Source organism: Candidatus Thorarchaeota archaeon, assembly GCA_013388835.1.
Lineage (GTDB): Archaea > Asgardarchaeota > Thorarchaeia > Thorarchaeales > Thorarchaeaceae > JACAEL01.
In genome coordinates, this window is the sequence record JACAEL010000068.1 from 13,349 (window position 1) to 26,893 (window position 13,545).

At 55.3% G+C, this 13,545-nt stretch carries 12 protein-coding genes; 6 read left to right on the plus strand and 6 right to left on the minus strand.

Annotation, left to right across the window (positions count from 1 at the left end; genetic code table 11):
* Positions 1 to 2 precede the first annotated feature (2 nt).
* Positions 3 to 1,565 carry a DUF790 family protein gene (locus HXY34_10805; protein ID NWF96618.1) on the plus strand — a complete coding sequence of 521 codons (1,563 nt, stop codon included), beginning with the start codon at positions 3 to 5 and terminating at the stop codon, positions 1,563 to 1,565.
* A 379-nt stretch (positions 1,566 to 1,944) separates the two neighbouring features.
* Positions 1,945 to 3,147, plus strand: coding sequence for a hypothetical protein (locus tag HXY34_10810; protein NWF96619.1), 1,203 nt, complete (start codon positions 1,945 to 1,947; stop codon positions 3,145 to 3,147).
* 72 nt (positions 3,148 to 3,219) lie between these two features.
* Here HXY34_10810 and HXY34_10815 read toward each other — a convergent pair whose 3' ends face one another.
* Together HXY34_10815 and HXY34_10820 are read right to left on the minus strand one after the other, a co-directional pair.
* On the minus strand, positions 3,220 to 4,422 hold the full coding sequence (locus tag HXY34_10815) for a magnesium transporter (protein NWF96620.1): 1,203 nt from the start codon (positions 4,420 to 4,422) through the stop codon (positions 3,220 to 3,222).
* Between the two features lie 467 nt (positions 4,423 to 4,889).
* Entirely contained in the window at positions 4,890 to 5,366 is a 477-nt protein-coding gene (locus HXY34_10820) for a hypothetical protein (GenBank protein ID NWF96621.1), read from the minus strand.
* 335 nt (positions 5,367 to 5,701) lie between these two features.
* Here HXY34_10820 and HXY34_10825 point away from each other — a divergent pair, with 335 nt between their 5' ends.
* Positions 5,702 to 6,196 carry a hypothetical protein gene (locus tag HXY34_10825; protein ID NWF96622.1) on the plus strand — a complete coding sequence of 165 codons (495 nt, stop codon included), beginning with the start codon at positions 5,702 to 5,704 and terminating at the stop codon, positions 6,194 to 6,196.
* 535 nt (positions 6,197 to 6,731) lie between these two features.
* Here the strand turns inward: HXY34_10825 and HXY34_10830 are convergent.
* Positions 6,732 to 7,757 (minus strand): S8 family peptidase, encoded by a 1,026-nt coding sequence (locus tag HXY34_10830; GenBank protein NWF96623.1) that lies wholly within the window; start codon positions 7,755 to 7,757, stop codon positions 6,732 to 6,734.
* Positions 7,758 to 7,940: 183 nt separating this feature from the next.
* Between HXY34_10830 and HXY34_10835 the strand changes: the two genes are divergently transcribed.
* Together HXY34_10835 and HXY34_10840 are read left to right on the plus strand one after the other, a co-directional pair.
* Complete coding sequence (locus tag HXY34_10835; protein ID NWF96624.1) at positions 7,941 to 8,426, plus strand: hypothetical protein; 486 nt, start codon at positions 7,941 to 7,943, stop codon at positions 8,424 to 8,426.
* Between the two features lie 64 nt (positions 8,427 to 8,490).
* Positions 8,491 to 9,597 (plus strand): winged helix-turn-helix transcriptional regulator, encoded by a 1,107-nt coding sequence (locus tag HXY34_10840; GenBank protein NWF96625.1) that lies wholly within the window; start codon positions 8,491 to 8,493, stop codon positions 9,595 to 9,597.
* A 51-nt stretch (positions 9,598 to 9,648) separates the two neighbouring features.
* Here the strand turns inward: HXY34_10840 and HXY34_10845 are convergent, their stop codons facing one another.
* The gene (locus tag HXY34_10845; protein NWF96626.1) at positions 9,649 to 10,017 is read right to left on the minus strand and encodes a hypothetical protein; all 369 of its coding nucleotides are present in this window, start codon (positions 10,015 to 10,017) and stop codon (positions 9,649 to 9,651) included.
* Positions 10,018 to 10,126: 109 nt separating this feature from the next.
* Between HXY34_10845 and HXY34_10850 the strand changes: the two genes are divergently transcribed.
* A complete protein-coding gene (locus HXY34_10850; protein NWF96627.1) occupies positions 10,127 to 11,227 on the plus strand; it encodes a 4Fe-4S binding protein in 1,101 nt (366 codons plus the stop codon).
* Positions 11,228 to 11,232: 5 nt separating this feature from the next.
* Here the strand turns inward: HXY34_10850 and HXY34_10855 are convergent, their stop codons facing one another.
* Positions 11,233 to 12,417 (minus strand): aminopeptidase P family protein, encoded by a 1,185-nt coding sequence (locus HXY34_10855; protein NWF96628.1) that lies wholly within the window; start codon positions 12,415 to 12,417, stop codon positions 11,233 to 11,235.
* Between the two features lie 84 nt (positions 12,418 to 12,501).
* Entirely contained in the window at positions 12,502 to 13,410 is a 909-nt protein-coding gene (locus tag HXY34_10860; GenBank protein NWF96629.1) for a carbohydrate kinase family protein, read from the minus strand.
* Between the last annotated feature and the right edge of the window lie 135 nt (positions 13,411 to 13,545).

The window sequence follows — 13,545 nt, forward strand, 5'->3', positions numbered from 1 at the left end:
CCATGCTTCCGACAAGTCTCCTTCTGGTGAGGCGTTCGGCAGACCGTATCCAGCCCCTGTTTCTGGAGACCACAGCGGAGACCAGTGAGTTGGCGGAGCAGGTGAAAAAGGTCTTCGCCAGTAGCATAGGGAAGAGCAAGAGAGACATAAGAGAGCATCTTCACAGGCTGGAAGAGGACACAGACTGGGACTTTCGGGTCGTTCGGGGTCTGGGCTCAGTGTTCGAGCGCAGGTGCGTGTTTGAACAGGTCGCACCTGTAAGTCCTATGACCGCCAGAGAGACGGTCTTCATGACCTCTGCATCGCAAGGACTTCCCACGAACAGTGAGGCGCGCGCAATGGTTCTTCAACGGGCCGCGCAGGCGCTTCATGTCACGGTGGAGGACCTTGAGAGCAGTCTGTACGCCGATCTGGATGACAACTTGTACCTCAGCGCCGTCAACGCGCTGCCCGCGACCAGACTGATTGGCGACTACAATGTGAGTCTTCTTCAGACGCTGCTGTTCAGAGCCTCACGCCTCGACCTGACGACCGACAACTGGAAGGGCGTCTTCCGGGCGCTTCGCGGTCTCGGTCTGATGTACACTGCCACGAGGAGGGATGATGCATACTCTGTGACTGTGGAGGGGCCTCTATCTGTGGTCAGGCAGACCACTAGATATGGGGCAAGGTTTGCCCGACTGGTCCCAAGTGTCATCGCCTCGGAGAAGTGGTCAATCGAGGCGGAGATCTCTGATGGACCAAGGGGAGGCCGCACACGGCATCTCAGACTTGACAGTCAGACGCACGGTCAGTACCTGCCCAGAGACATATCGGACCATGTCGAGTCATTTGACAGTGATGTGGAGCAGGACTTTGCGAACAGGTTCAGGAGGCTGGACACTGGCTGGGAGCTGGTTCGGGAGCCCGGCCCACTGCAGGCGGGCGAAGCGGTCATGCTTCCTGACTTCGTCTTCCGAAGACACGGTGTGGAGGTCTATCTTGAGATTGTGGGTTTCTGGACGCCGGAGTACCTGGCCCGCAAGTGGGAGAAAGTGAGGCATCTGGAGGGAGTGGACATCATTCTTGCAGTCGACGAGGCAAACATCTGCGACGAGCTCGCCAGCCTTCCCCAGCATGTCAGTGTCGTGCTCTACAAGAGGGAGGTGCCGCTCGCTCCGGTCCTAGCACGCCTTCGAGAGAGGGACGAGCAGATCAGGAGAGAGCATACATCACGACTCTCAGCCATACCCATAGAGATTCGAGTCCCATCGATAACTGTGGACGCTCTGGCAAGAGAACTGGATGTGGACCCCGATGCCCTTCGCGAACACCTTCGGGGCAAGGAACTGGCAGACCATGTGCTGGCTGTGGATACTATAGTGGCAAAGAGTGTCCTGAGCTGTGTGTCTGCAAAGATGACTGAGCGTATGAGGAGAGGACCACTGACCGTGGCGGATGCGTTCGAACTCGTCAAGGAATGTGGAGGGGTGAGTCCCGAGAGAATACTCAATCACCTCGGCTACATCGCGGACTGGTCCAGCCTAGACATGAGTGAGGCGCTCATCGTGAAGGTAGACCAGTGAGTGTGTGACTTAGCCGTGCCCACATTGGAATTGGAAGATGCTCTCAGAGTAGCGTGACGCCGGACCCCCATAGGACCTGTGATGCATCGTTGGCTGAGTCTCAGACGACATCCAGCGCAGGTGCTCCATTACACTATCGACCGCTTCGAAAGACCAGCGAGTCTCACTGACGGTGCTAAGCATCTCTTCTGATGAGTTCTTTACGAAACAGATATTTATGGACCCGCATGGTGGGAGCATGTAAGACCTATGAGAGATGTTCTTGGCCAGGCGAGAGCCGTGTGGAATTCAGCCAATGAGGTGGACGCGTCATTGGTCTCCGAGTGGCCGGACTCCATACTTGGTCGGCACCGTCTTTTCAGTATAGGGGAAGTATAGGTTGTCAAGACGACTACGGAAGGAGAGAAAGATTGTCAAGTTCGAGCCAGTGTCGGTCAGAGAGCTGCTCACTAACATGAAGACCTACTCAGACCTCATGCTGGACCTCTCCTACTCAGCACTCCTGTTCTCGGATGAGGAACTGATAGAGTGGGTCATGGAGCTAGAGGAACAGGTGGACAGGTTCGGGTATCAGCTGCTGATGACACTGTCTCTTGCTGTTCGCGACAAGGACGATGCAGAGGCTGCGGTCGGGCTGTTTCGCGTCGCATCATCGGCCAACAGGATCTCTGATGCGGCAGCTGACATAGCAGAGCTGGTACACAAGGGCAGGCCTGTCGACCCTCTCATCAAGGGCGTGTTCAACTACGTCGAGGAGCATCTTGTCAGGGCAAAGGTGGCACCGGAGTCGGTCCTGCAGTGTCGCACGATTGACTACGTGTGGGAAGAGCTGGGTGCCAACGTAGACGTCATTGCACTCAGAAGGGGAACTGAGTGGACAGTCAATCCGAGAGCAGACATCACGATATGCCCGGGAGACATCGTCTTCGTGAGAGGCTCAGACAAAGAGACCTCGATGTTCTTGGAGATTGCAACAGGTGGTCCCACCCTTCCGTCAACTTACAGTGGAGAGAAGCCTGAGACAGGCCTCGCGAGAGCGCTGCTAGAACTGAAGGAGAGGTCTGAGTTCATGATATCTCTTGCATATGCCTCGGTCACGTATCAGGACTCGGAACTGGCCCAAGAGGTCGAAGAGCTCGAGCAGAGAGTCGACGAGGACTGTGACAGAGTCTTGAAAGAGGTCATGTCACTTCCTGATGTCGATATCAACCGCAAGTGGGGGCTTGTGGGAGTGGTGTTTGCAGCGGAAGAGATAGCTGATGCGGCATGGGAGATGGCACAGGTTCAGCTCAGAGGACTGCCAACACACGAGATCATGACGTCAGTGATGCGAGATGCTGAGGACATTGTGGCAAGACTAGTAGTCGAGCCAGGGTCGGTACTTGACGGAAAGACACTTGACGAACTCGCCCTCGATGACACACATGGTATCTACGTCCAGTCCGTAAAGAGAGAGGGCATGTGGTTCCACAGACCGCGGGGTGAGATGCTTTTGAAGGCTGGGGACATTCTCGTCGTAGACGGGTATAAGAGAGGACTTGAAGAGTTACGAGCAATAATGGGCGGCGCACAGAACGAGTAGAGAGGCAATACACGGACCACGACCGGGCCCGGAGGCCTCACGAACGCTGGTAGTCAGCGGGAGTCAGACTGCCTACAACCAGACTAGGAGGGTCGCGGCAAACAGGGACAGTGAGGTGACTGCATCAGCAAATGTGCTCTCAACTGGTATCACGAAGTTATCCGGGTCCCAACCCCTTCGAAACGTCCCGAGTGCCATCAGGAGAGAAATGACGACCCCTATACCGACTGCCATTAGATTCGTCAATGAGATTCGCATGATCAAGACTGACAAAGAGGTCCCAGTGTTCAATCCAACAGCGGAGAAGGAGATGAGAGCATAGGCGACGAATAGTGTAAGTGATGCACTCCATGTGCCTGCTATCTCTGACAGCTGGTCCTTGAACAGTCTCAGCGACGAGTGCGCTGTGCCCAAGTTTAGCTTCGTGGTCGCGGTGGAGCCGACCACCGACCCAACATCACCAACAGTATCGATTATGGCGGGATATATCATGTAGATGGCGGGCTCATTTGTGATGACCGTTCCAATGCGGTCCAGTGTTGAGCCGGAGATGTTGACAAAGAATGCGATGAGTGGCAGTACCATGAGGCTTTCGCGAAGCGTGGTGATCATGTCTGGTTCATCACGGTCAATCCATAAGAGTACCACACAGGACAGCACGAACAGCACGGAGATGACAGTGAATACACCGAGGGACCATGAGAACCTCAGTGCAGACACTACGAGAATGTACGTCATCGTCACAAGAATGTCGGCGACAGTGGAGATGATGGGATAGGTGGAGACGTCGGGGTCCGCGCCCCGCTTCATCGACTCAATGGAGACAAGTGCAGTGGCGGGTGACACGAATAGCACCGATATGGCAAGTGTCGTCAGAATCGCGAGCAGCATATAGAGAAGGTCTATCATGGTGAGTTCTGCGAATAGCACACCGAATGCGCACCCGAACGCCCACAGCACCAGACCCATTATGAGCGAGAGGACGGTTGTCGAGTCGTAGAGGATCCAGAGATGCTTTGTGTTGCCCCTCATCGAAGGCCGGATTGTACCGATATGAAGGGCTGTAGATATCCGCCCGGAGAAGAGCCCGCCGATTGCACCCCTGACACTGATTATGGAGGGGAACAGCAGAACGCCCCAGCGTACAGAGGCCATGACATCAAGAGATGTGGCGAGCATGATGCCGGCTACAAGACCACCGAAGTTGAACGACAGTGAGGCCAGTGAACTAGCATACGAGCCTGCAACCTTCCGTACTGCCCTCATCCGACCCATCGTCATCACATCCCATCTCTGTCGTTCACCTCACAATACATAGCTCGTTTATGTGATAGAGATCTACAACCGAAACAGCAACGCGGTTCGGACCTACACATGTGCTGGGCAGACAGGACGACGGCTGCTCAAGTCATCGTTCTGATATCCGACACAGCTGGGATGACACGGGATGCAACCCGATGCCGAGTGCCATGTCGTGCATCCGTCGCGCCTTGCGCGCCGCATATATGTCTATCTGTATTGGGCAGTACCTTGGCAGACGGTTCATGTCGTACAGACAGTGTCAGCATGTTGGACCGCAGCACAGACTTCATCATGTCTTGGGCACAGGTTCGGTGTCGGTGTCAGCCTCATAGCGCACCGGACGAACACGCCATAATGTCGTCGGAGGTCTTGCAGACATAGTCTAGGCTGTTCCGCGACCGTCTGGCGTTTTCCTGTGACTCTCGCGACAGCCTCAGTGACTAAGAGGGCTTCTTGAGTGACTCCTTGAACCGACTCGGCTTGTAGTCGGGGAGTGCTGTATACTTGCCGTTCTCGTAGTGGAGAATCCTAAAGTGACGCGTACTACCAATAAGACTCGCAATCATGAATGCTACCACTGTGGGACATGACAGAGCAACGTAGACATCGCGCCGCCCTACTAACGCCGTTACTCTCAAGACGACTGCTGCAATCTCCTCTGCGGTCTGCGGGAAGTTCTCTGGTGGCATCTGGCTGGGCTTGCCAATCTCCGCGAGGAGAAAGTAGCCTTGTGCTTGAAGCTCACTTCCCGTGGGACGAGACAGACTGATTCCGATTGCCACCGGACGGCCCTGTTGTATGACTAGACTTGGTCTCTTGCGTCGCTCACTAAGATGGTCTACTATTTCAGATGGGGCGTAGACAGGCTGACCATTAATGGTTGTCCACTTGTACGACAGTTCCACTTGTTCGTTCATATTCTGCAGCGTGAGTGTTTTGTCCAATGTAATAAATGAGTCGTACGATTGGCCGCGCGAAACCTGATGTGACGAAAGGAACGTCCGTATGCTGGCGACAGTACCGTTCATTTTCAGTTGGACAGAGTTGGACACAGGAGTCTTGTCACTCCCAGGAAGCGGCACTGGGGTCACGTCTCGGGGTCTCATGAGGTGTCGAGCTGACCTTGAGCTCTCCGTTCCTGCACGGAGGTATATATGCACCATGCAGCGATGTCCAAGATCGTCCAACTTCTGGGCAGCTGCTGCTCACCCATGACACAATAACTCTAATCAGTCAGTTTGTGTGACTGCTTTTGCGGGCACGGAACATGGCTGAAGCGGTGATTATGTCCGTCGTCGCGGGCACTCTCGTACAGGTAGTCACAAGACACCGGGAGGTGAGCGAGTTCCTTGACAAGCACATCCGGAAGAAGATGCCCTTGAAACTGAACAAGGACCCAGACGACAGACCCCCTGCAATTGTGCTGAGCATGAGCCGGAGTGCACAGCACGACGTGAACATCTCCGGATACTGTGTCATCGCCGAAGTGGGAGCAGTCAGAGAACTGTCGCCCAAAGAGATGACGAGCTGGGCAGAACAGGCCGCATCTGTGATTGAGAAGCTTAACAGGAGCGGCATCATCCAGCATAGACCTCTGACTCTCGCGTTCGCATGCCCTGTTGCAGTGGCGTTCGTAGTAGGTACACTTCTGGGGCACGGCACTGATTACAGGACACTGCACTGGACGGGCACCGGATACGTTCCTCTGGACCTTCCCGACATGGACCGATTTCGACGAGCCCTCTAGTCAGACTGGCGCACACCACAAGTGTAGCGAGTCAATCAACCAGCTTCAAGTTTCGACTGTCAATAGCACGGAGTTGTCAGGCACATCCGAAACTGCGAACACCGACTGACGGTCACATTGCAATGGGCGGCTTGGCACATCTCCGCTGTTCTTGTACGAGACGTCAATAGACAGACACGGCAGACAATGTCTTGAACTCGAGTCCTTTCATCTTATATGATATCGCGCGGAAGCGGTATGAGCGAGTCTAATGCTGTTTGCGAATTGCTTCCTTGCAACTGTAGCATGAGCTAGTCCCAAGTTCGGATGACAGATGAGTCCTCTGTGCATGTCTGCGGGACAAGCGGACCGTGCAGACAGGGAGGTAAGGAGGAGTGAGCTGACACTTCAGACGCTCATTTCCACTTCGGTAGATGCTCAATGACCACGAGGCAAGCAGGAGAAGTAGACGAGGACAGGCCAACCCAGCCGAGGCCGGAGAGGGCCTGTGCCTCAAGAGCGGCCTGTGTGCATGGCCGCTCCAGTGGTGCTGAGACTAGATCAGTTGGCTGGCCTGTATGAGACCGTAGCCGAAGCTTGCGTCCCAACCAGACGTGCCTAGATCAAGTGCGGTGCTGTGCAGGTAACCACGGATAGTGGATGTACCAGTGTCACTGAATGTGCCCACTGGCATCTTGCCCTTGACTGCAATTATCAGAGCTACAAGCCCAGCAACGTGAGGACAGGCCATCGACGTTCCGGAGAGCGTCTTGTATATGCCGCCCTTGTAGGTGCTGTAGATGCTGACACCGGGGGCTGCAACCTCCACGTACGGGCCCGAGTTCGAGAATGAGGCAATCGCATCATTCATGTCCGTCGCGCCAACCGCAATCACCTCTGGGTATGCTGCAGGATAGGAGATCTCTGTTGTGGAGGGATTCCCATCTCCGGAGTTACCGGCTGCTGCAACGATCACAATGCCCATGTTGTAGGCGTGGATGATTGCGTTGTGTAGCTCAGCACTGTCCGACGTGCCTCCTAGGCTCATGCTAATCACATCAGCGTCGTCAGCAGTGCCTTCCTTACCATCGGGACCTTTGCATGCAGCGTAGACGCCTTCTGCAATGTCGGTGAAGGTGCCCGAGCCGCTGGGACCTAGGACCTTTATTGCATAGAGGTCAACGTTGGAATAGACACCAACAACACCCATAGCATTCCGAATGGCTCCAGCAATTCCTGCACAGTGAGTTCCATGTCCGTTTCCGTCGTCAGCTGTTCTGCCACGGACGGCATCGTAACCCCAGACTATGTTTGCCATGAGGTCGGGATGATCGAGGTCAATTCCGGTGTCGACGATGGCTAGGTCGACATCCGCTGTCGGGATGTAACCATCATAGACGCCATTGAAAATGCGTTCGATACCCCACTGGGTCTCAGCATCCGAGTCATTCCATACGTACATGGCGGAAGCTGTGTTGCGACCGTCGAAGCCGGTCTGCGCGTAGGCGACAACTGTCGTGGCCATGGAGAATGTGGTCAGCATGATTGCAAGAACAACCAATGCCGAGAACTTCTTACTCATTGTGTTCACCTTTTCGCCGGATTGGAAATCACAGCGCGTATGGCGATTACAAACGTGCTAATAAGCGTTGGGTAGATTTGATACTACTGTACAATCTAGTACATAATTCATGCACAGGTCAATTGTAAAGTCTGTGGCCGCAGCATTAATATATCATTCATGGATGGTGTGACGTGACCAGACATGCGGATTGACAATACCGCCCCAACCCTGATGGTGCTTGCCTTCTTGATTCTAGCCGCCTCGTCTGTGGTGTTGCCGGTTGCAGCTGCGAAGACTGTTCAGTACACTGAACCGACGCCAATTGTGCTAGTCATTACCGGTGCCACATACGCTGACGCTGATGGAGACCTGCTTGAAGACGATGTGATTGGATGGTTCGACATACAGCTCAGTGGCTCTCAGAGATACACGATGGATCTCCGCATATCGTTGAAGCTTCCATCAGGAACCGAGTATGCGTATCTCTACTTTGTGAGTACACGGCTTCAGACGCTGCACTGCACGATGTACTTCTACAACCATGCGACAGAGACGGGCTACTATGTGTTCTCGGCCGAAGCGTTGCTGTACAGTTCGGGTGGCTACTACGACGTGGCTGAGTACACGTTTGACCCACCGGGAGGGTCGGGAAATGCCGATCCATGTGGACTGCTCGTGGTTGCCTGAGAAGTGCGCAGAGACGTATGATTCAGGGGACTTGATTCACCTCAGAAGCATGGGGGAGTAGGAAGTGGTCCTATCGGATACAGACCTCAAGCTCCTACATCTGTTGGAGACAAGCCCGACAATCTCAGTGAGGGAGCTTGCTCATAGGGCAGGCATCAGCTGGATTACGGCCGACAGACACCTGAGAGAGCTGAGGGAGAACGGGGTCATTTCTGACTCTGTAGCGGTCTTTGGACCGTCAAGGCTCGGTCTCGACAGGCTCTCGGTGCTTCTCAAGGCGGGCAGGGAGTCACAAGTGAGACAGCTCGAGTCTGCTTGTGACGCCCATCCATACACACACTACAGGTCGCGGGTCTACGGACCATACGCTGGGCTGTTCGCCCAGTTTGACATTCCGCACGAAGGCGTGGCCATGCTGAAGCGGTTTCTCACAGAACTGCAGGATGGTGGTGTCTGCGAGAGGGTCACATATCTCAGGAGCATGGACTACCGAAGGTCGACGAAGACCAACCCTGAGCTGTTCGACCCCACGACTCTCTCGTGGACGTATAGTTGGGACAAGTGGGAGAGAGACATCACTGCTGCACGGACCGAACTGCCACAGGGCTCACCGAGGAGAAGACTGCATGAACTCGGGCTCACAAGGGTAGATCTTAGCCTTCTGGAGGAACTGACAAAGAACGCCAGTGTCAGCCAGAGCGTACTTGAGAAGAAGTACGGGCTGTCTCAGAGCACCGTGAGTCGCAAGCTGATATTCCTTAGAGAGAATGTCATCGAGTCGGTTCGGGCTCAGATTGACAGGTCACGTTTTGACATAACGTCCACGAAGCTATTCTACAGCCCCCGAGTCCCAGATGATGATAGAGCAAAGGTCTACAATGCCTTCTCAGCTCCGTCTGCCCCACCGTTCCCTCTGTCCATAGACCTGCTAGAGGGTGGCGGCGTGATTCTGTGGGGCAGGATGCCGCCCTCGTACGAACATGGTCTGTTCTATCTGCTCTGGTCAAGATTACCAGAGATTCAGGTTTTCACAATGGACACTGTTGGAAGCCACAGCAGAATGTACTGGTTCTATCCGGACAATGTCGACTTCGAGCGCAACACATGGAAGTACGACGAAGACTGGATGTTCAAGAAACCTCTGAGTGAACTTCAGCAAGGCATGGCCTGACTACGGTGCCACTAACGACTCGTCACAAGGACGTGAGTTGCTCGCTGGCCTTCAAGCGACCTGTGCGACGCCCAGGACAGACCGGATCTGCTGCAACGATGTGGAACGCAGTTGATACTGAAGAGTCGCCTCGTCAAGCTGAGACTCGATGAATCTCTCGAGGTCTCCGCGAGGGGTGATACTGCCCTTCTCGAAGTAACCGCTCCGGGTCAGGCCAAGGATACGCTGGTCGAGGAAGTCTGCAAGCGTTCTCAGTTGACGTGCTGTGCTGTCCATGCCGCCCCTGCGCTCTTCAGCCTCGAAAGACTCCTGCTGCAGAAGTACGGAGACTCGCTCGAGCACGTCGGTGTCAAAGCCGTGCTCAATGATATAGTCGATTATGTCATTGATGGTGTAGATTGTCTTGGCTGGAGAGTACATCTCAATTCCTCCTGGTCGCAAAACGGTCGCACCTTACGAAGATAAGGATTGCGACGACGAGTTTGGAATTCAGCTAGGCTTATTTTCAAGATTGTCGATGTAGAGAGATATGCGAGAGCTCGCTGTTGAACTCATGGGTATCGAATTCACAAACCCTGTGCTGACAGCAGCAGGCCCGACTTCAAGAGACGGGAGTGCGCTTCTGGAGGCTGCTCGTGGAGGTGCCGGCGGCCTGGTGGCGAAGACCGTGAGTGTGCGGCCTGCGGATGTCCCAAGACCCAACATGACATCCATGGGCGCAGGCAGGATTGAGTCAAGACGAGGGATACTCAATGCTGAGCTCTGGAGCGAGCTGAGTGTCGAGCAGTGGTTAGACAATGAGTACCGAGTCGCACTCAGCTCCGGACTTCCTGTGATAGCCAGCATTGGTTATTCGCCCGAGGAAGTCGCCGACCTCGGACCAAAGGTACAGAGAGCTGGTGTCCGCGCCATCGAGTTCAGCACGCACTACGTCGAGGACCATGTGGAGATTGCAAGAGCGCTCAGAGAAGCAGTTGAGATTCCCATCTTTGCAAAGCTCAGTCCCAAGACGGACGTTGTCAAGGTGGCTAAGGCACTGGAGCCCCATGTGGATGGTTTTGTGGCCATCAACACATTTGGACCGTGCCTGCGAATCGACATAGAGACCGCGCGTCCACTGCTTGGTAGTGAGGGAGGCCTCGGATGGCTCAGCGGTCCTGCTCTCAGGCCAATCGCACTTCGCTGCGTGGCCGATGTCGCCTCCGCGGTCAGGAAGCCAGTGATAGGAGTGGGCGGAGTCACCACGGGTGATGATGCCATTGAGTTCATGATGGCCGGGGCATCGCTGGTTCAGGTCTGTACAGCAGCCATCCTGGATGGACCGAGTGTCTACGGGCGCATAGCCAAGGAGATCTACGAGTGGCTCTTAGCTCACGGCAAGGACTCGGTGGAGGACGTGAGAGGGGCGGCCCTGCCGCATCTCCGGGTAGCGGCGAGGAAGAAGCCGCCGGCCGTTGTGGACATGGACAAGTGCGTACTGTGCGGTCTCTGTCCAAGGTCGTGCGTGTACGACGCCATCACGCTCAACAAGGCGGCAAAGCAACTCATCATTGATACGGCCAGGTGTGAGGGCTGTGGCATGTGCATCTCCGTCTGCCCATACCACGCAATCGACATGGAGTTGACATGAGGTTCTCAGACGAAGATGACATCCTCAAGTCCCTGCGTGAGACGCTTGGCGCGACCCTTGGTCACTAGGTAGTCGTTCTCTATACGCACACCGCCCACAGACCTGAGATAGACACCCGGCTCGATGGCCATGACGTGCCCTTCTTGAAAGCGCTTCTCCCCCTCGTACATGCTGGGGTTCTCATGGACCTCCAGACCAATGCCATGACCGAGGCCGTGTGTCATTCCCTCCTCTGCCTTGGGATTCAGGAACTTCGAGTCAAAACCATGCGAGGAGAGAACGTCGTAGCATTCCTTGTTGACATCATCAACCCGTGCACCCCCAGTCAGCGCGTCCACAGAGGCGTCTCCGGCCTCTTTGACGGCATCGAACATCTCCCTTACTCTCTTGCTCACAGTCCCTTTGACAACAGTGCGTGTGACGTCTGCGATGTACCGTTCCTCTTTGAGTCGTGGGAACACATCTATGATTAGCGGCTCACCCTCCTTGATGACGTCCTTCGTTGCACCCAAGTAGTGCCAGTCGAAGGCCTTCTTGCCCACAGCGACTATCGAGTCCTCCGCAGCCTCTGCTCTCTTCTCGATGAGGGCCGTGTCGAGCACCACCTTGATGTCGCCGACAGTCAGAGCACGACCTTGGTGCACCAGCTGGTGATTGGGACCGATGTCACAGTCTTTGATCAGCTCAACAGCACGACCAACCGCATACATTGTGGCGTCGGCAGCCTTCTGGATTGCCTTCACCTCACGGGGCTCCTTTCTGGCCCGTGCATCCTTGAGCAGATACGGCACGACCCGCACATCATACCCCAGTCCCCTGATCGCCAGCACGGATGAGACCGGCAGGTGGTCAGGGACCCCAAGGACCTTACCACTGAAGTGGGCCTGAAGAAAAGGCTCATAGAGGAGGTCTTGGTTCTCAAGTACTCTCTTCTTCTCGGCTCTCAGACGGTCGTACACCTCGGTGAGGTCGAACGTCCTCTTCACGAAGCTCTCTCGCTGGACCCGTGTGACGGTGTGGTAGCCAGCCGCGACCACAGTCTCTTCGTCCACAGGATGAAGTGCAATGACCGAGTCAGTGGACCGGAATCCGGTCATCCAGTACACGTCCGGTTTCTCAAAGCCATTACCTTCAACCACAATCGCATCGACGCCCTCTTCGTGGAGGCATCTGTCAAGGTCTTCAATCATGATTCAACCCCACTGGGTCTGCTGCTTGGATATACACTTGCACTAGTAGCCGGAGAGTCGTTTAGCGCTGCGTTAAAACCTTCCTCATAGATACGCCTGCATTCTCCTCTCCACGTCAGCCCTGCTCGGCATGCCATATGGGCCAATGGTCTCGATATTGAAGGAGGCACAGGTCGCTGCGAATAGCCCTGCTCGTCTGATGTCCCCGCACCGCACGTACTCCAGCAGGAAGCTCATCGCGTATGTGTCACCACAACCGGTCGTGTCCATATAGCGAGAGGGCAGCACCACCGGGATGTCAATCCGGGAGTGCTGTGTGTAGATGGTGGAGCCTCTGCGCTCTCTCGTCACCAATAGGATCCTGGGGCCCTGAGAGAGGACCTTCCTCACGGCCTCGTACTCAGTCTTGCCCGGCACGCTCATCAGCAGCTCGACATCGTCTGCCTTGACAACGTCCACGAGTCGGAGGACCTCATCGCGCTCGGTCCACTCCCTATTCTGCACAGGACCTGTCTTGGACTCCCGCAGGTACCCCTGTACATCAAGAGAGACAAGCGCACCACTGCCTCTTGCTGCCTCTATGCAAGATATGTGGACCTCGTTGGCGGTCAGAGGACAGAAGTGAACAATGCTGGCCCGCATGTGCTGCGGGAGATAGTCCTCCGCGCGCAGTGGTGGGGCCAGTGCGTCGATCGACTGCGTTCTCCGCCCATCCGCGTCATAACGGTTCACAAACCTCGTGGAACGAGGGCCACTTGTGCGAATACCAGTGATGTTGATGCCAGACTCCTTCAGCGCACGCAGATACTCAGCCTCGAAGTCGGTACCCACTCGTGACATCACACCGACACCGAGCGCACCTAGCGGAGGACCAAGCATCGCATAGGCAACACCGCCTCCGAGAGCCTCACGAGTCAATTCTGGAGTGACCAGCAGGTCTCTGCTGAAGTGACCGACAACCAGTAGCTCCATTCCCTGATGCTCTTGTGTCATTGAACTCGTGTCCCGGCGCAGACTATGTACGGAATGCCTGATAACTTCACTGCAGTCCGACACATCCATCTCGTAAGCGTCACCACCTCATGTGCGCATGAGATGCAGGTGCCACCGAACCACCTTGTTCAAGAC